Origin of the sequence: Cellulomonas sp. NPDC058312, assembly GCF_042880135.1 — a bacterium.
Taxonomy (GTDB): Bacteria; Actinomycetota; Actinomycetes; order Actinomycetales; family Cellulomonadaceae; genus Cellulomonas.
This window is the reverse complement of sequence record NZ_JBHVZE010000002.1, coordinates 808253-832299: the sequence shown is the minus strand read 5'-3', so window position 1 is coordinate 832299 and position 24047 is coordinate 808253. Positions and strand designations below refer to the sequence as shown.

Sequence of the window (24047 nt, the reverse complement as noted above, 5' to 3'; positions counted from 1 at the left end):
GCGACCGTGCCGACGAGCCCAGCGGGCACCGGCCCCACCGCCGCGACGACCCGGGACGTCGCCCGCCTGACCCTGCTCGCGGCGCTCGTCGGGCTGCCGACGGGCCTCGTCGCGCTGGCGTTCCTCGGCGCGGTGCACGAGGCGCAGCACCTGCTCTGGGACGTGCTGCCCGACGCGCTGGGGTCCGACACGCCGCCGGGGTACCTGGTCGTCGGGCTGCCGGTGCTCGGTGCTGTGCTGGTCGCGGCGGCCCGCCGGCTGCCGGGTGACGGCGGGCACGGGCCCGTGCACGGGCTGGACCTGTCGCCGTCGCCCCCGTCGCACGCGGCAGGGGTGGCGCTCGCGGCCGGTGGGAGCCTGGCGTTCGGCGCGGTCCTCGGTCCGGAGGCGCCGCTGATCGCGCTCGGCTCGCTCACGGCGACGTGGGTGACGCGCCGGGTCCGGCTGGCGGGTCCGGCGCGCCAGGGGCTCGGGGTCGCGGGCGCCGCGGGGGCGATGTCGACGGTGTTCGGCGGTCCGCTGGTCGCGGGCGTGCTGCTGCTGGAGGCCGGTGGCGCGGCGATGGTGCCGGCGGTGCTGCTGCCCGCGCTCGTGGCGGCGGCGGTGTCGTTCCTGCTGGTCACGGGGGTGGGGGACTGGGCCGGCATCCCGACCGCAGGGATCACCGTGCCCGACCTGCCGGTCTACGACGCCGTGCGGCCCGCGGACCTGCTGGTGGCCGTGGCGGTCGGTGCCGGGGCCGCGGTGCTGCTCGGGGCCGTGCACCGCGGTGCGGTCCGGTTGCACGACGCGCGGGACCGGGTCGGGCGGGCGCCGCTGCTGATCGGGTCCGGGCTGGCCGTGGGACTGCTCGCGTGGGTCGCCGGCGTGCTCGGGGCGGACCCGCAGGACGTGCTGTTCTCCGGCCAGGCGTCGGTGCCCGCGCTGCTGGCGGGGCCGTCGGTGGCGGTCGTGCTCGTCCTGCTCGCCGCGAAGGCGCTCGCGTACGTCGTCAGCCTCGGCGGCGGGTTCCGGGGTGGGCCGATCTTCCCGGCGGTGCTGCTGGGCGTGGGGCTCGCGGTGCTGGCCGGCGCGCCCGTCGGCACGCCGCCGACCGCCGCGCTCGCGATCGGCACGGCGGCGGGCATGGCGGCGATGTCCCGGCTGCCGCTGTCGGCGCTGCTGCTCGCGGCGCTGCTCGTCGGGCGGGCCGGGTTGGAGGCGCTGCCCGCCGCGGCGGTCGCGGCGACGGCGGCGTGGCTGACGGTGCGGGCCCTGGACGGGCAGCCCCGGGCAACCACCACCTGACCGCCGGCCGGCGGCCGGCCCGTGCGGCGGGTCCGCCCGCCGGCGCGCCAGGTCCGCCTGCCGGTCCGCCAGGTCCGCCCGGCGGCGCTCCGCCCGGTCAGACGGACGCGCCGTCCAGGCGGAGCTGGAGGTAGGCGCCCGCGCCGTTGAGCTCGTCGTCGGTGTGGCTCGCCCCGGACTCCGCCTGCGACAGCAGGTTCACGGCGACGACCACGTACCCCTCCTCCCCGGCGGCGAGGCCGTTCAGCTCGAGGTCCTGCACCTCCTCGAACGTCAGGCCGTCCGCGAAGAACGTGGTACCGGCCGACGTCCCACCCATCGTCACCTGGAACCGCAGGCTCGAGCGGTAGCGCGGATCGGTCACCCGGTCGCCGGCCACGTCGTCCGGCAGCTGGTCGACGGAGAGCGTCACGGTGGAACCGAAGGTCGGCGAGTCGTTGCGCACCGGGATGTTGACGCCGAGCTGACCGCTGCCGGGGGCCAGCGGTCGCTCCCCGAGCAGGGCGATCGGCACACCCTCGGGGCCGTCGGCCTCCTGCCACTGCCCGGCGATGAACGCACCGTTCGCGTCGGTCGCGCCGACCTGGAGGTTGTACGCGCTGTCGGCGCCGCCGAGGCCACTGGCACCGATGTTGAGTCGGGCGACGTCGGTGAACGCCGCTGTCGTGGTCAGGGCGGCGACGCCGGCGAGGGACCCCCAGGCGAGCAGCGCCTTGCGGCGACGCCGGCGGTCCTCGGGCGTGCGGGCGGTCGAGGGAGTGGCGGTGGAGTGGCTCAGCACGGGGTGCCCTTCCTGGGTCGGGAACCGCTCGCGGCGAGGCGGAGCGGGCGTCGCGTGGGGGCGACGACCTCAGGATGGGTGGGCGCACCGGGACGTGGGGGCGCCCCGGTGCGCGCTGAGTAGCGTGGGCAGCAGGATGAGTAGGTGCCGGGCGGCGCTGCGCACCTCGTGCGCAGCGCCGGTGACCACTCAGCCCGTCAGGCCCAGGTCCGCGAACGCCGCGACCAGGCCCTCGCGGTCCGGGCCCGCGGCGACGCGGTCCGCCACGGCCAGGAGCCGCGGGTCGGCGCCCTCGATGGCCACGCCGACGCCCGCGTGCGCGAGCATCTCCAGGTCGTTGAGCCCGTCGCCGAACGCGATCACGTCGGCGCGGTCGACGCCCAGGCGCGCGGTGACCGCCTCGATCCCGCGGGCCTTGTGCACGTCGCGCAGGTAGATCTCGCCGGCGGTGTCGCCGCGCGCCGCGACCGAGCTCGGCAGGATCCCGACCGCGTCCCCGATCTCCGCGAGCAGCACCTCGCGGGGCGAGCGCGCCGCGAAGTAGGTGACCTTCGCGAAGGAGCACCCGGTGAGGTCGTCGGACATCCGCAGGTCCGCGAGGATGTCCAGCGGCCGGTCCGCCGGGGTGCCCGGCGCGCGCAGGTGCCCGCGGAGCAGCTCCGTGAGCCGGCGGTCGACGCCCGGACGGCCGTAGAGCGCGTCCGGGGCCTCCAGCACGTACGCGGCGTCGTGGGCGTCGAGCACCGCGACCGTCCGCGCCGCGAGCTCATCGGGGAACCGGGTGTCCACGAGCACCTCGCCGCCGAGCTCGACGTACCCGCCCGCCGAGGCGACCACCCCGTCGAACCCTGCCTCGAGGATCCGTGCGGGCAGCATCGCGGTCGGTCGGCCGGTGCACAGCAGCACCCGGTGCCCCGCGGCCCGGGCCGCCCGGACGGCGGCGACGTGCCCGGCGGGGACGACACCGTGGTCGGCGAACGTGCCGTCGACGTCGAGGAAGACGAGCTTGCGGGCGGTGGTCGGGGGAGCGGACGTCACGGCACGAGCCTGTCACGTCCGCCCGCGCCCGTGCTCACCGCCCGCCCAGCAGGGTCTGCGCGACGTCGGGCTCGACGAGCGCGCGCACGGCCGCGCGTCCGGCGACGGCGTCGGGGGCGTCGAGCGCCGCCGCGGCCATCGCCCGGCACTGCTCGAGGGTGTGGGCGCGCAGTGCGTACCGCACCGCGGGCACGCGCACGGCGGCCATCGACAGGCTGGTGATCCCCAGGCCGGCCAGCACCAGGGCCATCAGCGGGTCGTTCGCGGACTCGCCGCACACCCCGACCGGCTTCCCGGTCGCGACCCCGGCGGACGCCGTGGCGCGGACCAGGTCGAGCACCGCGGGCTGCCACGGGTCGAGCAGGTCGGCGAGCTCGCCGCGCAGCCGGTCGGCGGCCATCGTGTACTGCGCCAGGTCGTTGGTGCCGAGCGACACGAAGTCGACCTCGGCGAGCACGGCCGCCGCGCGCAGGGCCGCCGCCGGGACCTCGACCATGACGCCGACCTTGGTGATGCCGGCGTCCCGGGCCGCGGTCGCGAACGCGCGCGCCTCCGCGGGGGTCGCGATCATCGGGGCCATCACCCACACGTCGTCGCGACGCCCGGGCGGCAGCGAGGTGACGGCGGCGCCGAGCGCCTCGAGCTGGCGCTCGACGATGCCCGGCAGCGACCGGACGAGCCGGTAGCCGCGCACGCCGAGGGCGGGGTTCTCCTCGTCGGACTGGTGCGCGAACGCCAGGGGCTTGTCCGCCCCGGCGTCCAGGGTGCGGATGACGACCTTCCGGCCGGCGTAGGCGGCGACGACCTCCGCGTAGGCGGTGGTCTGGTCGGCGACGGACGGCTCGGTGCGCGCGTCGAGGAACAGCACCTCGGTGCGGAACAGGCCGATGCCCTCGGTCCCGTCGGCGGCGGCGCGCGCGTCGGCGGGGGTGCCCACGTTCGCGAGCAGCGGGACGGCGTGCCCGTCGGCGGTGGCGCCCGGACCCGTGAGCGCGGCGATGGTGCGCTCGCCCGCGGCGCGCCGGTCGACCTCCGCGACGGCGTCCGGCGACGGGTCCGGCACGACGGTGCCCGCGGCGGCGTCGACCAGCACCGGGGTGCCGGCGGTCAGCGTGCCGGCGCCCGCGACGCGGACCACGCAGGGCAGGCCGAGCTGGCCGGCGACGATCGCGGTGTGGCTGGTCGGGCCGCCGAGTTCTGTGACGATCGCGGCGACCAGGTCGAGGTCGAGCGCGGCGGTGTCGGCGGGGGACAGGTCGTCCGCGACGACGACGGCCCGCTCGGTCAGCGTGAGGCCGGGGGCGGGCACGCCGAGCAGCCGGGCCACGACGCGGTGCCGGACGCTGCGCAGGTCGGTGGCGCGCTCGGCGAGGTCCCCGCCGGCGGCGGTGAACACCGCGGCGAACCCCTCGACGGCCCGGTCGACGGCGGTCGCGGGCCCGGTGCCCGCGTGCACCAGCCGCACGGCCTCGGCGGCGAGCGCGGGGTCGCCGGCCATCGTGGCCGCGGCGGCGAGCATCTGCGCGAGGTCGGGGTTGCCGCTCGCGGCGGACCGGGCGCGCAGGTCGTCGCCGACCGCCGCCAGCGCCGCGCGCACCTCGGCCTCGGCCGCGGCGGGGTCCGCGGCGGCGGGCTCGTCGGCGGGGACCACCGGCGGCGGGGTGACGACGGCGACCGGGGCGACCGCCAGGCCGCGTCCGACGCCGATCCCGTGCAGCGTGGTGCCTCGAGACATCTCAGGTTCCCTTCGTCGACGACCGCCCGACGGTGGGCGGACCGTGCCAGGGCAACAAAAAAGACCTGAGGCGCCGGCGCGTGCCGGATCCTCAGGTCTTGCCTGATCTCGCTCAGTGACAACCCTGGTGAGGACCAGTTCTACGGGCGGGCGCAGGGTCCCGTCAAACCCCGGCTCGGGCGCCGCCGCCGGGCGCGTCCGTGAGATCACCCGACGCCCGGACCTACGGCACCGTAGGGTAGGGGTATCCGCACGGCCGAGCGTCCGCTCACCACCCCGGCTGGGAAGTCGAACCGACTCCCCGCAGGAGCGTGCTAGTGCCCCCCACCGCCACGACCGTCGCCCCCCGTCGTCCCCGCCAGGAGGCGGCAACCGGCAGCTACCAGCAGCTCTCCGCCAGCGTGCGCGAGGAGGGCCTCCTCGACCGGACCCACGGGTTCTACGTCGGGCTGATGGTCGTGCTGGGCCTGCTGATGGCCGGTGCCGTCGCCGGGTTCGTGCTGCTCGGCGACTCGTGGTTCCAGCTGCTGATCGCGGGTGGGCTGGGTCTGCTGTTCACGCAGTTCGCGTTCGTCGCCCACGAGGCGTCGCACCGGCAGGTGCTGCGGTCCGGGCGCGCGAACGACCGGCTCGGGCGGGTCCTCGCCAACGGCGTCGTCGGGATCAGCCACTCGTGGTGGATGTCCAAGCACAGCCGGCACCACGCGAACCCGAACCGCATCGGCAAGGACCCGGACATCGAGATGGACACCGTCTCGTTCCTCCCGGAGTCCGCGGCGACCCGCACCGGCCTCATGGCCGCGCTGACCCGGGTGCAGGGCTGGGCGTTCTTCCCGCTGCTGCTGCTCGAGGGCGTGAACCTGCACCTCACGTCGATCCGGTCGCTCGTCGGCCGCGAGGCGCCGAAGGACGGCCGCACGCGCGAGCGCGTCCTGGAGCTGGCGGTCCTGGCCGTGCGCCTGAGCGTCTACGTGTTCGTGGTGCTGTGGTTCCTGCCGCTCGGGCTCGGCTTCGCGTTCCTCGGCGTGCAGCTCGCCGTGTTCGGCGTCTACATGGGCGCGTCGTTCGCGCCGAACCACAAGGGCATGAAGATCATCCCCGCCGACAGCAAGATCGACTTCCTGTCCAAGCAGGTGCTGACCTCGCGGAACATCCTCGGCGGCCGGTGGATGAGCCTGCTCATGGGCGGCCTGAACTTCCAGATCGAGCACCACCTGTTCCCGAGCATGCCGCGCCCGCACCTGGTCCGCGCCCGGGAGATCGTCCGGGACCACTGCCGCACGCACGGCGTGCCGTACACGGAGACGACCCTGGTGAACTCGTACCGGATCGTCGTGCGGTACCTCAACGAGGTCGGCCTCGCGGCGCGCGACCCGTTCGACTGCCCGATGGTCCGGCAGTTCCGCAACGTCTGACCCGGCGTCCGCCCCCGGGCCACCCGGGTACGCAAGAGCCCCCCAACGACCGAGGTCGTGGGGGGCTCTTGTGAGGACGGCGCTCAGATCAGAGCGGCGTGATCTCCGACGCCTGCGGGCCCTTGGGGCCCTGCGTGACCTCGAACTGGACCTTCTGGCCCTCGTCGAGGGAGCGGTAGCCGCTCGTCGTGATCGCCGAGTAGTGGGCGAAGACGTCCGGGCCGTCGCCGTCGGGGGCGATGAAGCCGAAGCCCTTCTCAGCGTTGAACCACTTCACAGTTCCGGTAGCCATGTGAGCTCCTTCAGGTAGGTACGACCCCAGACGACCCAGGACCGGTATTCACGGTGGGGTTTCGTCCGTCGCCCGAACGGGCGATCGAAGACTCAAGCACTGCGACTACCCGTACAGGATAGCCCGGTTTGGGCCCGACATGCGAGAGGGTCCGTCGGGGGCTCGGCCGGACCCGTACTGTGGCGGCATCCGCAGCGGGCCCCCGCTCGGCCGCCACCACTGACGCCGGAGCGCCTGTGACCACCACGCCCGCCGTGACCGACGACGTCCCCGTGCAGCGCCGGCCCAACGCCGTCGTCGCCTCGTACCAGGAGCTGTCCGCGCAGGTGCGCGCCGAGGGTCTGCTCGACCGCACGCCCCGGTTCTACGTCGGTCTGCTGGTCGTCCTCGGGGTGCTGCTGGCCGGTCTCGTCGTCGCGTTCGTGGCGATCGGGGACTCCTGGTACCAGCTGCTCGTCGCGGCGGGGCTCGGCGTCGTCCTGACCCAGTTCGCCTTCGTCGCGCACGAGGCCTCGCACCGCCAGGTGCTCGCCACCGGTCCCGCGAACGACCGGCTCGGCCGGGTGCTCGCGAACGGCGTCGTCGGCGTGTCGCACTCCTGGTGGGTGTCGAAGCACAACCGCCACCACGCCAACCCGAACCGCGTCGGCAAGGACCCGGACATCGACATGGAGGCGCTGGCGTTCCACCCCGACGCCGCGGCGACCCGCACGGGCCTGCGCGCGGCGTTCGCGCGGGTGCAGGGCTGGGCGTTCTTCCCGCTGCTGCTCCTCGAGGGCCTGAACCTGCACGTCACGTCCGTGCGGTCGACGCTGACGAGCGACCCGACCCGCGACGGCGGCCGCAGCGCGCAGGTCCGCGAGCTCGTGGTGCTCGCGCTGCGCCTGTCGCTGTACGTCGCGGCGGTGCTGTGGTTCCTGCCGCTGGGGCTCGGGCTCGCGTTCCTCGGGGTGCAGCTCGCGGTGTTCGGCGTCTACATGGGCGCGTCGTTCGCGCCGAACCACAAGGGGATGCCGATCGTGCCGGCCGACAGCAGGCTGGACTTCTTCTCCAAGCAGGTGCTGACGTCGCGCAACATCCTCGGCGGCACGTGGATGAGCACGCTGCTCGGCGGGCTGAACTACCAGGTCGAGCACCACCTGTTCCCGAGCATGCCGCGCCCGCACCTCGCGCGGGCCGCCGAGATCGTCCGCGACCACTGCCGGGCGCACGGGGTGCCGTACACCGAGACCACGCTGCTGCGGTCCTACGGGATCGTCGTGCGGTACCTCAACGAGGTCGGGCTCTCCGCGCGCGACCCGTTCGACTGCCCGATGGTGGAGCGCTTCCGGCGCGTGTGACCGGGCTGGTACGGTCCGGCGGTCAGGTAAGGCTCACCTCACCGATCGCCGGAGGACCCGTGGCACGCCAGGACGACAGCACCCGCCGCAAGCCCGAGGTGTCGGAGCTGCTGACGCTGCACGTGCTGCGGACGCAGCGGCTGTCCACCGGGTTCGTGCGCGTGACCCTCGGCGGCGGTGACATCGCGCGGTTCCGCCCGATGGGGTTCGACCAGTGGTTCCGGCTGTTCATCCCCGTCGCCGACGAGGCCGACCTGGCGCGGCTGCCTCAGCGCCTCGACACGCTCGCGTACCTCCGGTACCTGACGATCGCGCGGACCCGGCGCCCGGTGCTGCGGAACTACACGGTGCGCGCCCACCGTCCCGACGGGCCCCAGGGCCCCGAGCTCGACGTCGACTTCGTGGTGCACGGCTCGGTGGCGGACGGCACCTCCGGCCCCGCGGCGACCTGGTCGCAGACCTGCGCGCCCGGCGATGCGGTGGCGGTCCTCGACGAGGGGACGACCTTCCCCGCCGCGGCGCACGACGACGTGCTGCTGGTCGCCGACGAGACCGGGCTGCCCGCGGTCGCCGGGGTGCTGGCGTCGCTGCCGCCGCACACCCGCGGGATCGCCGTGGTCGAGGTCGCGCACGCCGACGACCGGCAGGAGCTCGCCGGGCCGCCCGGGGTCGACGTGCGCTGGGTGGTCCGCGACGACCCGCACGCCGTCGCCGGCCCCGCCGCGCTGGCCGTTGTCGAGGCGCTGCCCGCGTCGACCGGCCCGGTGACCGCGTGGGTCGTGGGGGAGCAGTCCCTCGTCGCCGGCGCGCGCCGGCACTGGGTCGCGGGCGGTGTGCCGAAGCGGGACATCGCGTTCTGCGGCTACTGGAAGGCCGCCCGCACCCGCGCCGCCGCCTGACGCCGCGCCGCCCCTCCCGCGCCCCGCGCCGCCCTGCCGCGCCCCGCGCGGTTCGACGAGAGGTCACGACACGCGGGTCGGACGGCCCCGGGACCAGCGTGTCGTGACCACTCGTCGGGCCCTCGGCGCGGAAGGGGGCAGGGCAGCGGGTCGGAGCCTCGGGTCAGACCGGGGCGATGAGGTCCGGGCGGTCGTTCGCGACGTTGCCGACGGCGCGGCCCACCTCGCGCGGGGTCAGGTGCGGCTCGGGGACGTGCGCGAGCATCGCGCCGACCTCGTCGGGCGCCGTCACCGTCGGGTCCAGCCAGCCGTCCCAGAGGTCGCGGGGCAGCAGCACCGGGCAGCGGTCGTGGATGTGCCCGAGGGCGTCCGTCGCGGGGCGGGTGATGATCGTGACGGTCCACAGCCAGCGGGTCGGGTCGTCGTCGGCCTTGGCGTGGTCCCGCCACAGCTCGTACAGGCCCGCGGCGGCCAGCGGCTCCGCGCCGTGCAGGTAGTACGGCGTCTTCGGGCCGTGGTCGTTCGCCTGCCACTCGTAGTAGCCGTCCATCGGCACCAGCGCCCGGCGCCGCGCGGCGGCCTTCCGGAACGCCGGCTTGTCGAGCACGGTCTCCGAGCGCGCGTTGATCATCCGCGACCCGATCGACACGTCCTTCGCCCAGGACGGCACCAGCCCCCAGCGGGCGGTGCGCAGCTGGCGCTGCGGACCGTCGTCCTCCACCCGTTCCAGCACGACGGGCACGTCCTGGGTGGGGGCGACGTTCCAGGACGGACCCCGGTGCTCGCCGAGGATCCGGTCGACCACGAGGTCCCGCTCGAGCTCGTCGGCGGCGCGGGTCTGCGCGTAGCGGCCACACATGCAGCACAGTGTCGGCCCCGCGCGCCCGGCGGGCCAGCGGTCGTAGGCTGCCGGGGTGCGAGCGACTCTGATCCACGGCCCCCGCGACATCCGCCTCGAGGAGGTCCCCGACCCCACGATCCAGCGGCCGACCGACGCCGTCGTGCGGGTGGTGGCGTCCTGCGTGTGCGGGTCCGACCTGTGGCCCTACCGGGGGGTGCGGCCCACCGAGCGGCCGCGCCGGATCGGGCACGAGTTCGTCGGCGTGGTCGAGGAGGTCGGCGCCGACGTGCGGACCCTGCGCCCGGGGCAGTTCGTGGTCGCGCCGTTCACGGTGTCCGACGGCACCTGCGTGCACTGCCGGAACGGGTTCCCGACGTCCTGCGAGCACGGCAGCGGCTGGGGCGGGGACGACGCCGAGGGCGTGTTCACCGATGCCGGCCAGGGCGAGTACGTGCGGGTGCCGCTGGCGGACGGGACGCTGGTCGCGATGCGCGAGCACCCGGACGCCGACCTGCTGCCGGGCGTGCTCTCGCTGACCGACGTGATGGGCACCGGGCACCACGCGGCCGTGTCCGCGGGGGTCCGGCCGGGGTCGACCGTGGCGGTCGTCGGCGACGGTGCCGTGGGCCTGTGCGCGGTGATCGCCGCCCACCGGCTGGGCGCCGAGCGCGTGATCGCCCTCTCCCGGCACGCGTCCCGGCAGGCCCTGGCGCGCGAGTGCGGCGCGACCGACGTCGTCGAGGAGCGCGGCGACGAGGGCGCCGCGGCGGTGCGGGACCTGCTGGGCGGCGTCGGCGCGGACCACGTGCTGGAGTGCGTCGGCACCAAGGAGTCGATGCAGCAGGCGCTCGACACCGCACGCCCCGGCGGGCAGGTCGGCTTCGTCGGCGTCCCCGCGGGCGGGCCGGAGCTGCCGGTGCGCCAGCTGTTCGCCACGAACGTCGGCGTCCGCGGCGGGATGGCCCCGGTGCGCGCGTACATCGAGGAGCTCGCCGACGAGGTCTGGTCCGGCGCGATCCGGCCCGGCAAGGTGTTCGACCTGGTCCTCGGCCTGGACGACGTCGCCGAGGCGTACGCCGCGATGGACGAGCGCCGCGCGATCAAGTCGATGCTGCTGCCCTGAGCGGCGCGCCCGGTAGGTTCGCCCCGTGAGCCCTGACACCCGCGGTCCCGTCGCCACGCTGGCCGACGTCGTGCGGCTGCTCGACCGCCGCTACCCGCCGGGCACGGCCGAGTCCTGGGACCGTGTCGGCCTCGTCACCGGCGACCCGGACCAGCCCGTGCGCCGCGTCCTGCTGGCGGTCGACCCGCTGGCGTCGGTCGTGGACGAGGCGGTGGCCTGGGGCGCGGACCTGGTGGTCGTGCACCACCCGCTGCTGCTGCGTGGGGTCCACTCGGTCGCGGCCACGTCCGCGAAGGGCGCGCTGCTGCACCGGCTGGTCCGCGCCGGGATCGCGCTGTACACCGCGCACACCAACGCGGACGCGGCCGCCGGCGGCGTGGCCGACGCCCTGGCCCGGCTGGTCGGGCTCGAGGGCCTGCGGCCGCTGGTGCCCGCGCCCGCCGAGGCGCTGGACAAGCACGTGGTGTTCGTCCCCGCCGGCGACGCGGAGCGGCTGGTCGACGCGCTCGCCGCCGCCGGCGCGGGCGCGCTGGGGGAGTACGCCCGGTGCGCGTGGACGTCGACGGGCGAGGGCACGTTCACGCCCGGCCCGGACGCGCGGCCCGCGATCGGCACGCCCGGAGCGGTCGCCCGCGTCGTCGAGGCCCGCGTCGAGATGATCGCCCCGCGGCGGTCGCGCGCTGCCGTCGTCGCCGCGCTGCGTGCCGCGCACCCGTACGAGGAGCCGGCGTTCGACGTCCTGGAGCTGGCCCGGTGGGACGGCCCGACCGGCACCGGGCGGGTCGGGCACCTCGCCGAGCCGCTGCCGCTGCGCGCGTTCGCCGAGCGGGTGGCCGCCGTGCTGCCCGCCACCGAGCAGGGCATCCGGTTCGCCGGGCCGCCGGACGCGACGGTGCGGACCGTGGCGGTCGTCGGCGGCTCCGGCGACTCCCTGTTCGACGCGGTGCGGTCCGCCGGCGTCGACGCCTACCTCACCGCCGACCTGCGCCACCACCCGGCCTCCGAGCTGCGCGAGCGGGCCGAGTTCGAGGCCCGCGGCACGGCCGCCAGCCCGCCCTACCTGGTGGACGCCGCCCACTTCGCCTCCGAGTGGCCGTGGCTGACCGGGGCGGCGGACCACCTGCGCGCCGACCTCGCCGCGCACGGCACTACGGTGGAGACCCGCGTCAGCACCCTGCGCACCGATCCGTGGACCGGCCGCGTCCCGAGCCGAGCGCCCCTCGACCCGTCGGAAGGACACCCCTCGTGACCAAGGCCACCCCGCAGGACCAGAAGCGCCTGCTCGACCTGCAGGCGCTGGACACCAAGCTCGACCAGCTCACCCACAAGGCGCGGACGCTGCCGCAGCACGCCCGGATCACCGAGCTCAGCGGCCGGATGGCGGACCTCGACACCGCGATCGCCGCGTCCCGGACCGCCGTCGGCGACCTGCGCCGCGAGCTCGCGAAGGCCGAGTCCGACGTGCAGCAGGTCCGCGACCGCGCCGCCCGCGACCAGGCGCGGCTCGACTCGGGCGCCGGCTCGGCCAACGACCTGCAGGCGCTGCAGAGCGAGCTCGTGTCCCTCGGCAAGCGGCAGGGCGACCTCGAGGAGGTCGAGCTCGAGGTGATGGAGCGGCTGGAGGCCCACGAGGGCACACTGGCCGAGCTGACCACCGCGCACGCCGCGCTGCTGAACGACCGCGCGGCCGTCGAGGCGGAGCGCGACGCCGAGATCGCGGTGCTGACGCAGCAGGCGCAGCAGGTCCGGGCCGAGCGCGTGGCGATGGCCGAGCCGCTGGACGACAAGCTGCTCGCGCTCTACGACAGGCTGCGCGGTCGCCTCGGCGGCGTCGCCGTCGCCGCCCTGCGCCGCGGCCGGTCCGAGGGCAGCGGCATGCCGGTCCCCGGCACCGAGCTCGCGAAGATCAAGGCCACCCCGGAGGACGAGATCGTGTACTGCGAGGACTCGGGCCGGATCCTGGTCCGCGGCGAGGACGCGTTCTGATGGCCGCCGACGGTCCGGCCGACGCCCGCGCGCCGCGGCGGGAGCGCCCGTCCGGCGCAGCACCGCGGTTCGACGACGCCCAGCCGGTCACCGTCATCCTGGTCCGCCACGGCCAGACCGAGATGACCGTGTCCCGCGGCTACTCGGGCTCGTCCGAGCCGGGCCCGTCGCTGACCGACCACGGGCGCGCGCAGGCCGCCGCGGCCGCGGAGCTCGTCCGCCGCGTCGGGCACGACCTGTGGGGCGACGTGCCGTTCCCCACCGAGCTGATCGCGTCGCCGATGGTCCGTACGCAGGAGACCGCCACCGTCATCGGCGAGCGGCTCGGACTCGCCCCGCGGGTCGACGCGGCGTTCCAGGAGGCCGACTTCGGCGCCTGGCAGGGGCTCACCGCGGAGGAGATCGACGCCCGGTGGCCCGGGCAGCTCGAGCCGTGGCACACCCGCGCCGACGTGCGACCCGACGGCGGGGGCGAGTCGATCGCCGACGTCGGCGTCCGCATCGGCGCCGGCCTCGACGCGCTGCTCGCCGCCGGCACCGACCGCACCGTGGTCGTCGTGTCGCACGCCGTGGCGATCCGCGCCGCGCTGGGCCGCACGATGGGCGCGCAGCCCGGGTCGTGGAGCCAGCTCCGGGTCGCGCCCGCGTCGGTGAGCATCGTCCGGCTGTTCGAGGACAAGCGCGACGAGGTCGCGGTGGCCGGGGCCCCCAGCGAGGGCTGGGCCGCGCGAGGCTGACCCGCGCCCGCGCCCGCGCGGCGCCGGCGCCGGCGCCGGCCGGGCCCGTCAGACCGGCGGGTCGACCGGCCTCGCCGGCACCCGCACGCCGGGCACCCCGCCGCCGGACCAGCGCTGCCGGGCGTGACCGGGCAGGGCGCGTGCGGCGGCCAGCCCGATGACGACGCCCAGGGCGATCGCGACCATCGTCGCGGCCGTGGTGACCAGCGTGGACAGCCCGCTCGAGTCGCCCTCCAGCAGGCTGGTCACACCCACGAGGCCGAGCGTCCCGGGCACCAGCATCCAGAACGCCGGCAGGAACGACGCCAGCGGCGACGGCCCGGACGGGAACCGCGCGACCGTCAGCGCGACCGGCGTCATCGCGAGCGCCCCGACCAGCGCGGACAGCACCCCGCCGAGGAACGCGCCGCCGACCACCTGCGCGCCGTACGCGACGGTCAGCACCAGGACCACCCAGCCGATCGTCCGGGGCCGGCCGCACCGGTAGACGACCGTCCCCGCGCCGAACAGCGCCACCCCCAGCCACGGGGCCACCGGCCCGAGGGCCTGGCTCCCGCTGCCGAGGTCCACCGCCGGGACGCCGACGAGGGCGGCCGCGGCGATGATCCCCCCGGCCAGCACGACCAGCTGCATCGTCCCCGCCGCGACCCGGCCGGCGCCGGAGAGCATCTGCCCGGTCGCCAGCTCGATCACCCCGGTGGTGAGCAGCCCGCCGGGCAGGAACAGCGCCAGCGGGGCGACGAGCGCCGGCAGCACGCCGAGGTCGGGGACCACCCGGGCGAGCAGCAGCACGGCGCCCGACACCGCGAACGCGGACGCGACGGTCATCACGACCTCGACGCCCGTCGGCATCGCCCCGACCGCGAGCTGGGACGCGCCGACGGCGAGCCCGAGCGCCCCGGCGACCAGCAGGTCCACCCACGAGCCGCCGAGCAGGGCCGCCAGGCCGACCGACAGCATGAGGTAGCCGCCGAGCCGCGCCAGGGTGCCGAACGGGGGCGCGCCGGCCCGCAGGAACGCGATCCGCGCGGTCGTGTCGGCGGGCGTGGCGTCGCCGGTGGTCGCGTCGTGCAGGACGTCGGCGAGCTCGTCGACCTGGTGCAGCAGCAGCGGGCGACGCCCGGTCGACACCACGGCGGTCGCGACCGACGAGCCGTCCGGCACCGACACGAGCAGCGCCGTGGGCAGCACCACCGTCTCGACGCCCACGACGCCGTGCGCGGTCGCGACGTCCTCGAGGGTGTCCGCGACGGAGGAGACGGTGTGGCCGGCGTCGATCATCGCCTCGCCGGCGACCACCAGCAGGCGCAGCACGTCCGCGGGCGTGGCGTCGTCGCCGGTGCCGGCGGTGGTGGCCGGCACCGGGTCGTCGGAGCGGGACCGGCGGGCGCTCACGACGACGACCGCGACGGCGGCCGCGACGACGACACCCAGTGCCGCCAGCACCTGGGCCCAGGGGACGGACGTGGTCGTCACGACCGGCGGGGTGCTGAACCGGCGGGGGCCGGTGCCGGTGCCGCCGGAGGCGTCGTCGGTCGGCGCCGGGGTGGTCGTGCTGCTCGGCGTCGGTGACGGTGCCGGCTCGGGCGTCGCGGTCGGCGCGCTGCTGGCCGACGCGGACGGCTGCGGCTGCGGCTGCGGCACCGCGGTGGCCGAGGGCGCCGGCTGCGCCGGGGTACGGCTCGGGGCGGGGGACGGGACCGCGCTGGGCGTCGGCGACGGGGACGCGGCGGGCGCCTCCGGGACGACGAGCTGGTCGTCGGTGACGCTCGCGCGGGCACCGGCCGCACCGAGGGCACCCAGGACCCCCGCGAGGGCGAGCAGCAGGACCAGGAGCACCGCCGCGCCCCGTGCGGCGCCGTTCCGTCGCATGCCGCTGCTCCCTGCGTGGTGCTCGAGGTGGGTCCGCGACCGGTCGTGCGGCGCGTCTGCCGACCACCGTAACCGGCGAGACGTCGAGCGGCCGCCCGGTCGGGGGTCAGGCCACGACGAGCGAGAGCGTCGCGGGGCCGGCGGCGGGGGTGTCGAGCTCGACCGCGAGCAGCTCCGTGCCGACCAGCTCCCCGGCGACCCGCGCCAGGTCCCGCGGCGTCGTCGGGGCGTTCCCGCGGCGGGACACCAGGTGCCGGGTCAGGACGCCACGGGTGTGCTTGGCGTGGTGCGACACGACGGAGCGCCGCCCGGCGACCTCCCGCAGCACCCGCACCTGCACCCACGACCGCTGCGCCGCGCGCTCCGGCCGCCACGCGGCCAGGTACGTGGCCGAGCGGCAGTCCACGACCAGCTCGCCCGACGCGGCGCGTGCGTCCAGCACCTCGCGCAGCGGCTCGCGCCACGCCGCCGCCAGCGGCCCGACCCCCGGCAGGTCCACGCCCATCGACAACCGGTACGCCGGGATGCGGTCCTCCGGGCCCACCAGGCCCCAGAGCCCCGAGACCACCCGCACCGCGTCCGCGGCCCGGCGCCGCGCGGTCGGCGTCAGCCGGTCCAGCCCCGCCGCCGCGTACAGGACGCCGGTGTACACGTGTCGCGCCTGCGCCGTCGGGGCGGTGCGCAGGTCCAGGTTCCGGGCCACCTCGTCGGCGATCCCCGCGCCCACCCCCAGCACGTCCACCGCGTCCGGCCGCGCGCTCGCCGCGACCAGCGCGTCGAGCACCGCCTCGCGGGTCGGACCCAGCGCGGGGGAGGACAGGGACGCCAGGTCGAGGGCGTCGCCGCGCACCGGCGCGGTCTTGCCCTCGGACGGGGGGAGCAGGATCAGCACGGGCTGCACTGTAGGCGAACCCGCCCGCGGCGCCCGCCGGACGTGTGAGGATCGGACCCGTGACCGCGAGCCTGCTCGATGCGACCACGCGGCTCTGGGTCCGCGTGACGGGACGCACCGTCGACCTGGCCCGGACACCGTGGCTCCAGGGCCCGGTGGGCGACGCCACCCACGTCGGCGCCGACTGGCTCGCCGCCGAGGGCGCGCGCCTCGGAGCGACGGTCGCTCCCGCCACCGACGGCTCGGGTCCCGACCGCGGGCTGCTCGCGTCGATGGCGGCGCTCGACCGGCCCGGGTTCGCCGCCGAGGCGCTCGCGGACCCGGTCCGCCGGTTCTACGAGCGGACCAGCCGGTGGCGGCTCGACGCCTGGGTCGGGTGGGCGCCGTGGGCGTGGCCGTTCGGCTGGGCTGTCGCGGCGCTGTTCGCCCGCCGGCTCGACCAGCTGGCGCTGCCGATGCGCTCGCTCGACCTCGCGCACGGCATGTCCAGCGCGGTGACCCCGCTGACCCGGGACGGCGAGCAGGTCGGGGCCCTGTGGCTGCGCCGCCTGCGGCGCACCGGGCGGATCGTGTTCAGCGGCCTGTACGGGGTCGTCACCCTCCCCGGCTCCGGTGAACCCGCGGTCCGGGTCGCGTTCCCGCTGCCCGCGGGTCGGCTGGTGGTCCTGCTCCGGCCCGTCGCGCGGCCCGACGGCTCGCTCCTGCTGACCTCGGGCCCCGGTGCCTGGGGGGAGCCCGGCGCGTACCTGGTGGTGGAGGGCCCGCGGCGGGTCCGGGCGCGGCGCATCCCGGTGCACGAGGAGTTCCACGTGCTGCTCGACGCCGAGGGGGTGCTCCGGACCGACCACCGGCTCGACCTCGGCCCGCTCCCCGTGCTGCGCCTGCACTACCGCCTGACGGAGACCTGACCCGGACCTGACCCGGACCCGCCGAGGGGCGTGCGCGGGCGTGTAGTCTGACCGGCGCGGATGAGCTGGCCAGGCGGCCGCGTCGAGCCCTCGGGCTCGCCGAGGAACGTCCGGGCTCCGTAGAGCAGGGTGGTGGGTAACACCCACCCGGGGTGACCCGCGGGACAGTGCCACAGAGAACAGACCGCCGACCACGACCCTCGGGCCGAGGTCGGTCAGGGTGAAACGGTGGTGTAAGAGACCACCAGCGTGCCGGGCGACCGGTGCGGCTAGGTAAACCCCACCCGGAGCAAGACCAGACAGGGAGCGTTCGAGGGCTGCTCGCCCGAGCTCCCGGGTAGGTCGCTGGAGGCGTGCGGCAACGTACGTCGTAGATGGATGGCCGCCACCCGCGCGAGGGCAACCACGCGCGGGGACAGAACCCGGCGTACCGGCCAGCTCATCCGCACTCGTCACGCCGTCGGGCGCCCGAGGGACGCCGTCAGCTCGACGTGCGGCGCACCCGGCGAGCGCGTCTCGACGCTCCCGCCCCGGATGCTGCGGCGGCCGCACCCGCGATCACCCACACGGACGCGAGGTCGGTCTCGCCGAACACCCACCGGGCCACCAGGGCACCGACGGCGGCACCGACCACGGCGGCCACCAGCACGGTCAGCACGCGTCCACGGCGCAGGTCCATCTCCTCATCATGCCGCGTGGCGCGCTGTCGACGTGGACGATCCGCGCAGCATCTGGAGGCCAGGCGACGTGGCGCCCGCCTCCGGCGCGCCCCGACGCCGTGCTCTGAGCAGCCGGCGGGCTCCGCAGGTCCGGTCGGGTCGCACCTGCCAGACTGTCCGCCGTGACCCAGCACCGCACCCCGCCCGGCCCGCTCGACACCGACGCCGCGACCGCCATGTGGCAGGACTACGTCGCCGCCCACCCCGAGGTGGTGCGCGCGGGCGACGAGTACGTGGTCGACCGGTTCGGGGACTCCGTCGAGCTGAGCGACCAGCTGCTCGGCGTCGTCCGGCACGGCCAGAAGCGGGCGACGGCCGAGCTGGTCGACGAGTTCGCGCACCGCGGCGAGGAGCTGCCGCGGGTCGGCGCGCACTGGGTGGCGTGCGACGGGCGCGGCGCCCCGCAGCTGGTGCTCCGCACCGTCGAGCTGCGGATCGCGACGTTCCGGGAGGTCGACGCCGACTTCGCGTTCGACGAGGCCGAGGACGACCGGAGCCTCGCGAGCTGGCGCACCCAGCACCGCATCTACTGGGAGCGGACCTGCGCCGCGCGGGGTGCGACCTGGAGCGAGCAGGACGAGATCGTGCTGGAGCGGTTCCGGGTGGTGTGGCCGCCGGAGGCCGCGGACTGATCCGTCCGCACCGGGCGTCGCCGCGCGGTGGGGAAATCGCTCGCCCGGCCCGCCCCCGCCCGGCACGATGCCGGGATGCACCTGCGACCGGCGACCGCGTCCGACCTCCCGCTGCTCGAGCTGCTGCTGGTGGCGGCGTTCAACTGGACCGGGGAGACGCGGGTGACGCTGGAGCAGGTCCGGTCGGATCCCGACCACCGGCGGCATCTCGCCGGGTGGGGGCGGCCCTCGGACGTCGGGACGGTCGCGGTGGCCGCGGTCGGAGAGCCGGTGGGTGCGGCGTGGGCGCGGGTCGTGCCGGCTGAGCAGGCGGGGTACGGGTTCGTCGCCGAGGACGTCCCCGAGCTCGGTCTCGGTGTGCTCGCGCCGTACCGGGGACGGGGGATCGGTGCCGCGGTGCTCGACGCGCTGCTGGCGCAGCTCCGGAGTGCCGGGTACGACGCGGTCAGCCTGAGCGTGGAGGACGGGAACGACGTCGCCCGGCGGATGTACGAGGCGCGCGGGTTCCGGGTCGTCGGCCGCGAGGGCGGGTCGGACACGCTGCTGCTCGACCTCTGAGGTCGACTCCCGACAGTACAGCGGACCATGTACTGTCGGTCGGGTGGAGACCGTCACCCTCACGCACACCGCCGCGCTCGCCCGGCTCGGGCACGCGCTGTCGGACCCGACCCGCGCCCGCGTCCTGCTCGCACTCCGCGAGGCGCCGGCCTGCCCGTCCGACCTGGCGGACGCGCTCGGCGTGTCCCGGCAGGTGATGTCGAACCAGCTGGCGTGCCTGCGCGGCTGCGGGCTCGTCACGGCGGTCCCCGAGGGACGACGCACCTGGTACCGGCTCGCCGACGAGCAGCTCGCGCCCGCGCTCGGCGGCCTGCTCGGCCTCGCGCTGGCGGTGGACCCGTCCTGCTGCGCCGACGACTGCACCTGCGCATGACCGCCGCCGCGCACCCGCTGCCTGCGGACCGGGGCGCCGTCCTGCGGCGCCGGATCCGGTGGGTCGTCGCCGGCACGATCGCGTACAACGTCGTCGAGGCGGTCGTGGCGATCTCCGCCGGGCGCGCGGCGTCGTCGTCGGCGCTGATCGGCTTCGGGCTGGACTCGGTGGTCGAGGTGCTGTCCGCGGCCGCCGTCGCGTGGCAGTTCGCGGCGCCGGACCCCGAGTCCCGGGAGCGGACGGCGATGCGGCTGATCGCGGTGTCGTTCCTCGGGCTGGCCGCGTTCGTCACGGTGGACGCGGTGCGGTCGCTGGTGACGGGCGCGCGGCCCGACGGGTCTACGGTCGGCGTCGTGCTCGCGGCCGTGAGTCTGCTCGTGATGCCGGCGCTGTCCTGGGTCGAGCGCCGCGCCGGGACCGAGCTCGGATCCGCCTCGGCGGTCGCCGACTCCCGGCAGACCCTGCTCTGCTCGGTGCTGTCCGCGGTGCTGCTGCTCGGGCTGCTGCTCAACGGCACCCTCGGTTGGTGGTGGGCGGACCCGGTCGCGGCGCTGCTGATCGCGGCGTTCGCGGTGCGCGAGGGGATCGAGGCCTGGCGGGGCGACGCGTGCGGGACGCCCCTGGCGGAGCTGGTCGGCGAGGGTCGGCACGAGCGCTGACCGGCGCGCGCCGGGCCGGAGGTCCCACCCCGGACGCCCCTGACACGTCACCCTGGGGTGGGCTGGAGGTGACGGCCCGCCGGAGCAGGTGCAGGGGGACGACCGATGAGGAAGCGACGGCTGCCACGGATAGCGGCGCTCAGCGGGGTGCAGGCGGCCCAGGCCCGGCACGTGCTGGTGCACTCGCCGGTGCGGGCGGGTCCGGCCGTGCTGACCTGGACGCTCACCCTGGTCGCGGACGACGACGTCCCGCTGGCCGAGAGCCGCACCACCTCGCCCGACTTCCCGGTGCCGCTCGCGGACATCGCCCAGGTGCACCTGGACGTCGTCGGCCTGGAGCAGGCGGGGGAGTGGGAGCCGCTGCCGGTGCGGCGGGGCGAGGCCCGGTTCCGCGCACCGGTGCGGGTCGCGACACCCGCGGACGGCTGACCGCCGGGGTCACGCAGCACACCGCCCCGCCCCCGGGAGCCGGGGACGGGGCGGGCGGCGCGGTGGCCGAGTGCTGGAACGGCTCAGTGCTTGAACGCGTCCTTGACCTTCTCGCCCGCGTCCTTGAGGTCCGCCTTCGACTGGTCGGTCCGGCCCTCGGCCTCGAGGCGCTCGTCGTCCGTCGCGCGGCCGGTGGCCTCCTTCGCCTTGCCGGAGAGCTTCTCGGCGGCGTTCTCGATCTTGTCGTCCAGTCCCATGAGGGTCCTCCTTCGACGTTCCTGACCTGATGCCTCGACGGTAGGCCCCGGTGCCCGGGGTCGCATCCGCTGGCGCAGGTCAGGCCGGGTGCTCGTCCGCTGCCACCTCGGCCGGCGTGCGGTGCAGGAGGCAGAACTCGTTGCCCTCGGGGTCGGCGAGCACGTGCCACGCGACCTCGGCCTGACCCACGTCCACCCGGGTCGCCCCCAGCGCCAGCAGCCGCGCGAGCTCGCCCGCCTGGTCCTCGCCGTCCCGGGGTCGCAGGTCGACGTGCAGCCGGTTCTTCACCTGCTTCGCCTCCGGGACGCGGGCGAACAGCCACGGGGTCGCGGCCCCGTCAGGGGGGACCAGCTCGACGACCTCGTCGTCGTCCGGGTCCAGCACGACGCGCCACCCCAGCACCTCGGCCCACCACCGCGCCTGGGCCCGTGGGTCCCGGGCGTCGACGCACAGCTCGCTCACGACGGCTCCCATGCCGCGACCGTACGGCCGCGGCACGGGAGCCGCCAGAGGGAGGCTCAGTCGCCGCGGACGCCCGCGACGGGGGTGCCGGCCTTCGCCGCCAGGGCCGCGGCCCCGACGATGCCCGCGGCGTTGCGCAGCTGCGCCGGGACGATCGGGGCCCGCAGGTGCAGCAGCGGGAGGAACTTCTCGTGGTGCTTGCTGACCCCGCCGCCGACCACGATCAGGTCGGGCCAGAACAGGTCCTCGATGACGCCGAAGTAGCGCTGCAGCCGCTCCGCCCACTGCGCCCAGTCCAGGTCGTCGCGGTCGCGCGCCGCGTCCGATGCACGGGTCTCGGCGTCGTGGCCGTCGATCTCCAGGTGGCCGAGCTCGAGGTTCGGCACCAGCACGCCGTCGGCGACGATCGCGGTGCCGATCCCGGTGCCCAGCGTGCAGACGAACGTCACGCCCGAGGTCGAGCGCGCGGCGCCGAACAGCGTCTCCGCGTAGCCGGCGGCGTCGGCGTCGTTCACCGCGATCACCGGGCGACCGAGCGCGTCGCCGAGGACGTGCTCGATGTTGGTGCCGATCCACGAGCCGTCGACGTTGGCGGCGGACCGCGCGACGCCGTGCTGCACGACCGCGGGGAACGTGACGCCGATCGGGGTGTCCGACGGCAGGTCGAACCGGCCGATCAGCTCGACGACGGTCGCGGCGACGGCCGCCGGGGTCGCGGGCTGGGGCGTGGGGATGCGGATCCGGTCGGCGGCGAACTCGCCGGTCGTCAGGTCCACGGGGGCGCCCTTGATGCCGGAGCCGCCGATGTCGATGCCGAACGCCGTCGAGGCGTGGGGGTGCGTGTGGGTGCTCATGGGAGTGTGAGGATCTCCGCTCCGGTGTCGGTGACCAGCAGGGTGTGCTCGAACTGGGCGCTGCGGCGCAGGTCCGCGGTGACCACGGTCCACCCGTCGTCCCACGTCGTCCAGTCGGGGGTGCCGAGGTTGAGCATGGGCTCGATGGTGAACACCATGCCGGGCTCGATCACGCGGTCGTACATCGGGGCCGCGTCGTAGTGGGGGATGACCAGCCCGGAGTGGAACGCCTCGCCCACGCCGTGGCCGGTGTAGTCGCGGACGACTCCGTAGCCGAACCGGGCCGCGTACTTCTCGATGACCCGGCCGATCACGTTGACCTCGCGGCCCGGGCGGACGGCCCTGATCGCGCGGTCGAGGGCCTCGCGGGTGCGCTCGACCAGCAGGCGGGACTCCTCGTCGGGCTCGCCGGCGAAGAACGTGGCGTTGTTGTCCCCGTGCACCCCGCCGACGAACGCCGTGATGTCGACGTTCACCAGGTCGCCGTCCGCCAGGACGGTGGAGTCGGGGATGCCGTGGCAGATGACCTCGTTGACGGAGGTGCACAGCGACTTCGGGAACCCGCGGTAGCCCAGCGTCGACGGGTACGCGTGGTGGTCGAGCAGGAACTCGTGGCCGATCCGGTCGAGCTCGTCCGTGGTGACCCCCGGGGCGACGTGCCGGCCGACCTCCGCCAGCGCCTGCGCGGCGATCCGGGCGGCCACGCGGATCCGCTCCACGACCTCGGGCTCGACGACGTCGCTGCCGGTGAACGGGGTCGGCGCGGGCCGGTCGACGTACTCGGGTCGCGGGATGGACGCGGGCACGGGTCGCCGGGGACCGATCGTGCCCGGGACGAGCGCCGGCCTCGGCGCGTGGACGGACGTCATACCTGGCAGTCTACGAACCAGCGGCCGCCCCCGAGGAACCGGCGGCCCGCCGGACGCACCAGGAGGGCACCGTGGCCGACGAGTTCTACTACAACACCGAGACCGGGCAGATCGAGCAGGGCAAGCAGTCCTCCTGGACGCACCTGATGGGCCCGTACGACTCCCGCGAGGCCGCGGCGCACGCGCTGGAGAAGGCGCGGTCCCGCAGCGAGGCGTGGGACGAGGAGGACCGGCGCGAGGACGCCTGACCTCCGGCCCCGTCAGCCCGGCGGGGTCTCGCCCCGCAGCCGGGCCGCGACCTCGGCCACCGCGGCCGGGTTCCCGACGATCTCGAAGTGCATCTCGTCCGCGCGGCCCCCGAAGTCGCCGCCCCAGGCGACCACGGGCGCCACCTCGACGAGGATCGACCGGATCGCCTCGACCTGCCGGTCGGTGAACGTCTCGCGGGCCCCCAGCGGGTGCTCGGTGGCGTTCAGGTCGATCGACGTCCCGGAGGCGTGGTTCGACAGGCCGCCCTCGTCGTCGCCCTCGCCGCGCACCGAGCGGTTCGCCCAGCCCCACGAGGAGTCCACGTCGACGGGTTCGACCTCCGCGTCGAACCGGGCCGCGACGTGGTCCAGCACGGTCCGGACGTCGCCGCCACGGAGCCGGCCGGTCACCCACGGGGAGATCTCCAGCAACGGGTCGGCGCCGTCGGCGAACACCGGCCAGCAGTTCTGCGACGTCGACGCGGTGGGCACGCAGGCCGGGTCGGGGACGGCGACGGGGGTGACCGCCTCCGCCCCGGGGCCGGCGAGCAGCCGCACGGCCAGCACGACCAGCCACACCAGGACCGCCACGACCAGGAGCGCTCCGGTCCCGAGCACCACGGCGCCGCGTCGGGTCAGCCGCAGCCGCCCGTGCTGGGTGCCGCGCGCGGGCGCCCCCCGGACGGGCGCGGACCCGGCCGGCACCCGCCGCCCCGGCTGCCCCGGCTGCGCCCGCTGCCCCGGCTGCGCCGCCCCTGCTGCTGGGCGCACCCTCGCGCGCGTGCCGCTCATGCCGGGAATCGTAGGGCCCCCGCCCCCGCCGAGATGGCAGAACGCGCC

General features: G+C 76.0%; 28 protein-coding genes and 1 other RNA gene. 16 read left to right on the top strand and 13 right to left on the bottom strand.

Annotated elements, in window-relative coordinates; translation table 11 throughout:
• The first annotated feature begins 6 nt into the window (after positions 1-6).
• Complete coding sequence (locus tag ACFVXN_RS08340) at positions 7-1287, top strand: chloride channel protein (protein ID WP_389230142.1); 1281 nt, start codon at positions 7-9, stop codon at positions 1285-1287.
• 97 nt (positions 1288-1384) lie between these two features.
• On the opposite strand, the gene ACFVXN_RS08335 is transcribed toward ACFVXN_RS08340, so the two are convergent.
• The 3 genes from ACFVXN_RS08335 to ACFVXN_RS08325 all read right to left on the bottom strand — a co-directional run bounded on the left by ACFVXN_RS08335 (position 1385) and on the right by ACFVXN_RS08325 (position 4841).
• On the bottom strand, positions 1385-2068 hold the full coding sequence (locus ACFVXN_RS08335) for a hypothetical protein (RefSeq protein ID WP_389230139.1): 684 nt from the start codon (positions 2066-2068) through the stop codon (positions 1385-1387).
• Between the two features lie 189 nt (positions 2069-2257).
• Positions 2258-3106 carry an HAD hydrolase family protein gene (locus ACFVXN_RS08330; protein WP_389230136.1) on the bottom strand — a complete coding sequence of 283 codons (849 nt, stop codon included), beginning with the start codon at positions 3104-3106 and terminating at the stop codon, positions 2258-2260.
• A gap of 34 nt (positions 3107-3140) precedes the next feature.
• Positions 3141-4841, bottom strand: a complete 1701-nt coding sequence (locus ACFVXN_RS08325; protein ID WP_389230133.1) for a putative PEP-binding protein — start codon at positions 4839-4841, stop codon at positions 3141-3143.
• Positions 4842-5158: 317 nt separating this feature from the next.
• Here ACFVXN_RS08325 and ACFVXN_RS08320 point away from each other — a divergent pair, with 317 nt between their 5' ends.
• A complete protein-coding gene (locus tag ACFVXN_RS08320) occupies positions 5159-6256 on the top strand; it encodes a fatty acid desaturase family protein (protein ID WP_389230130.1) in 1098 nt (365 codons plus the stop codon).
• Positions 6257-6344: 88 nt separating this feature from the next.
• On the opposite strand, the gene ACFVXN_RS08315 is transcribed toward ACFVXN_RS08320, so the two are convergent.
• Positions 6345-6548, bottom strand: coding sequence for a cold-shock protein (locus ACFVXN_RS08315; protein ID WP_213283010.1), 204 nt, complete (start codon positions 6546-6548; stop codon positions 6345-6347).
• A gap of 236 nt (positions 6549-6784) precedes the next feature.
• Here ACFVXN_RS08315 and ACFVXN_RS08310 point away from each other — a divergent pair, with 236 nt between their 5' ends.
• On the top strand, positions 6785-7888 hold the full coding sequence (locus ACFVXN_RS08310) for a fatty acid desaturase family protein (protein ID WP_389230126.1): 1104 nt from the start codon (positions 6785-6787) through the stop codon (positions 7886-7888).
• Between the two features lie 59 nt (positions 7889-7947).
• Positions 7948-8787, top strand: a complete 840-nt coding sequence (locus tag ACFVXN_RS08305) for a siderophore-interacting protein (RefSeq protein ID WP_389230124.1) — start codon at positions 7948-7950, stop codon at positions 8785-8787.
• Between the two features lie 163 nt (positions 8788-8950).
• Here ACFVXN_RS08305 and ACFVXN_RS08300 read toward each other — a convergent pair whose 3' ends face one another.
• On the bottom strand, positions 8951-9646 hold the full coding sequence (locus tag ACFVXN_RS08300) for an SOS response-associated peptidase (protein ID WP_389230121.1): 696 nt from the start codon (positions 9644-9646) through the stop codon (positions 8951-8953).
• 55 nt (positions 9647-9701) lie between these two features.
• Here ACFVXN_RS08300 and ACFVXN_RS08295 point away from each other — a divergent pair, with 55 nt between their 5' ends.
• From ACFVXN_RS08295 to ACFVXN_RS08280, 4 genes are read left to right on the top strand one after another with little or no spacing between them, the layout of a single operon-like run.
• Positions 9702-10751 carry a zinc-dependent alcohol dehydrogenase family protein gene (locus ACFVXN_RS08295; protein WP_389230118.1) on the top strand — a complete coding sequence of 350 codons (1050 nt, stop codon included), beginning with the start codon at positions 9702-9704 and terminating at the stop codon, positions 10749-10751.
• A 25-nt stretch (positions 10752-10776) separates the two neighbouring features.
• On the top strand, positions 10777-12000 hold the full coding sequence (locus tag ACFVXN_RS08290) for a Nif3-like dinuclear metal center hexameric protein (protein WP_389230115.1): 1224 nt from the start codon (positions 10777-10779) through the stop codon (positions 11998-12000).
• Entirely contained in the window at positions 11997-12737 is a 741-nt protein-coding gene (locus ACFVXN_RS08285; RefSeq protein ID WP_389230113.1) for a zinc ribbon domain-containing protein, read from the top strand. The genes ACFVXN_RS08290 and ACFVXN_RS08285 overlap by 4 nt, the downstream gene beginning before the upstream one ends.
• The gene (locus ACFVXN_RS08280) at positions 12737-13474 is read left to right on the top strand and encodes a histidine phosphatase family protein (protein ID WP_389230111.1); all 738 of its coding nucleotides are present in this window, start codon (positions 12737-12739) and stop codon (positions 13472-13474) included. The genes ACFVXN_RS08285 and ACFVXN_RS08280 overlap by 1 nt, the downstream gene beginning before the upstream one ends.
• Before the next feature lie 48 nt (positions 13475-13522).
• On the opposite strand, the gene ACFVXN_RS08275 is transcribed toward ACFVXN_RS08280, so the two are convergent.
• Entirely contained in the window at positions 13523-15346 is a 1824-nt protein-coding gene (locus ACFVXN_RS08275) for a threonine/serine exporter ThrE family protein (protein ID WP_389230108.1), read from the bottom strand.
• Between the two features lie 106 nt (positions 15347-15452).
• A complete protein-coding gene (locus ACFVXN_RS08270; RefSeq protein ID WP_389230105.1) occupies positions 15453-16238 on the bottom strand; it encodes a YaaA family protein in 786 nt (261 codons plus the stop codon).
• Between the two features lie 59 nt (positions 16239-16297).
• On the opposite strand from ACFVXN_RS08270, the gene ACFVXN_RS08265 reads away from it, so the two are divergent.
• Positions 16298-17146 (top strand): hypothetical protein, encoded by an 849-nt coding sequence (locus ACFVXN_RS08265; RefSeq protein ID WP_389230102.1) that lies wholly within the window; start codon positions 16298-16300, stop codon positions 17144-17146.
• 61 nt (positions 17147-17207) lie between these two features.
• Positions 17208-17592: RNase P RNA component class A (gene rnpB, locus ACFVXN_RS08260), an RNA gene on the top strand.
• Positions 17593-17627: 35 nt separating this feature from the next.
• On the opposite strand, the gene ACFVXN_RS08255 is transcribed toward rnpB, so the two are convergent.
• Positions 17628-17825: a hypothetical protein gene (locus ACFVXN_RS08255; protein WP_389230098.1), complete on the bottom strand. Its 198-nt coding sequence runs from the start codon at positions 17823-17825 to the stop codon at positions 17628-17630.
• Between the two features lie 162 nt (positions 17826-17987).
• Here ACFVXN_RS08255 and ACFVXN_RS08250 point away from each other — a divergent pair, with 162 nt between their 5' ends.
• The 5 genes from ACFVXN_RS08250 to ACFVXN_RS08230 all read left to right on the top strand — a co-directional run bounded on the left by ACFVXN_RS08250 (position 17988) and on the right by ACFVXN_RS08230 (position 20516).
• Positions 17988-18497 (top strand): ASCH domain-containing protein, encoded by a 510-nt coding sequence (locus ACFVXN_RS08250; protein WP_389230095.1) that lies wholly within the window; start codon positions 17988-17990, stop codon positions 18495-18497.
• A gap of 75 nt (positions 18498-18572) precedes the next feature.
• Positions 18573-19055 carry a GNAT family N-acetyltransferase gene (locus ACFVXN_RS08245; protein WP_389230092.1) on the top strand — a complete coding sequence of 161 codons (483 nt, stop codon included), beginning with the start codon at positions 18573-18575 and terminating at the stop codon, positions 19053-19055.
• A 43-nt stretch (positions 19056-19098) separates the two neighbouring features.
• Positions 19099-19428 (top strand): ArsR/SmtB family transcription factor, encoded by a 330-nt coding sequence (locus ACFVXN_RS08240; protein WP_389230089.1) that lies wholly within the window; start codon positions 19099-19101, stop codon positions 19426-19428.
• Complete coding sequence (locus tag ACFVXN_RS08235) at positions 19425-20087, top strand: cation transporter (protein ID WP_389230086.1); 663 nt, start codon at positions 19425-19427, stop codon at positions 20085-20087. The genes ACFVXN_RS08240 and ACFVXN_RS08235 overlap by 4 nt, the downstream gene beginning before the upstream one ends.
• 105 nt (positions 20088-20192) lie before the next feature.
• Entirely contained in the window at positions 20193-20516 is a 324-nt protein-coding gene (locus ACFVXN_RS08230; RefSeq protein ID WP_389230083.1) for a hypothetical protein, read from the top strand.
• A gap of 83 nt (positions 20517-20599) precedes the next feature.
• Here the strand turns inward: ACFVXN_RS08230 and ACFVXN_RS08225 are convergent, their stop codons facing one another.
• From ACFVXN_RS08225 to map, 4 genes are all read right to left on the bottom strand, one after another.
• Positions 20600-20773 (bottom strand): CsbD family protein, encoded by a 174-nt coding sequence (locus tag ACFVXN_RS08225; protein ID WP_389230080.1) that lies wholly within the window; start codon positions 20771-20773, stop codon positions 20600-20602.
• A gap of 79 nt (positions 20774-20852) precedes the next feature.
• Positions 20853-21248, bottom strand: coding sequence for a VOC family protein (locus tag ACFVXN_RS08220; RefSeq protein ID WP_389230077.1), 396 nt, complete (start codon positions 21246-21248; stop codon positions 20853-20855).
• A 44-nt stretch (positions 21249-21292) separates the two neighbouring features.
• Positions 21293-22090: a polyphosphate--glucose phosphotransferase gene (gene ppgK, locus ACFVXN_RS08215; protein WP_389230074.1), complete on the bottom strand. Its 798-nt coding sequence runs from the start codon at positions 22088-22090 to the stop codon at positions 21293-21295.
• Positions 22087-22959: a type I methionyl aminopeptidase gene (gene map / locus ACFVXN_RS08210; protein ID WP_389230071.1), complete on the bottom strand. Its 873-nt coding sequence runs from the start codon at positions 22957-22959 to the stop codon at positions 22087-22089. The genes ppgK and map overlap by 4 nt, the downstream gene beginning before the upstream one ends.
• A 71-nt stretch (positions 22960-23030) precedes the next feature.
• Here map and ACFVXN_RS08205 point away from each other — a divergent pair, with 71 nt between their 5' ends.
• Positions 23031-23207 (top strand): SPOR domain-containing protein, encoded by a 177-nt coding sequence (locus ACFVXN_RS08205; protein ID WP_389230068.1) that lies wholly within the window; start codon positions 23031-23033, stop codon positions 23205-23207.
• Between the two features lie 12 nt (positions 23208-23219).
• On the opposite strand, the gene ACFVXN_RS08200 is transcribed toward ACFVXN_RS08205, so the two are convergent.
• Positions 23220-23999, bottom strand: coding sequence for a M15 family metallopeptidase (locus tag ACFVXN_RS08200; protein WP_389230065.1), 780 nt, complete (start codon positions 23997-23999; stop codon positions 23220-23222).
• Between the last annotated feature and the right edge of the window lie 48 nt (positions 24000-24047).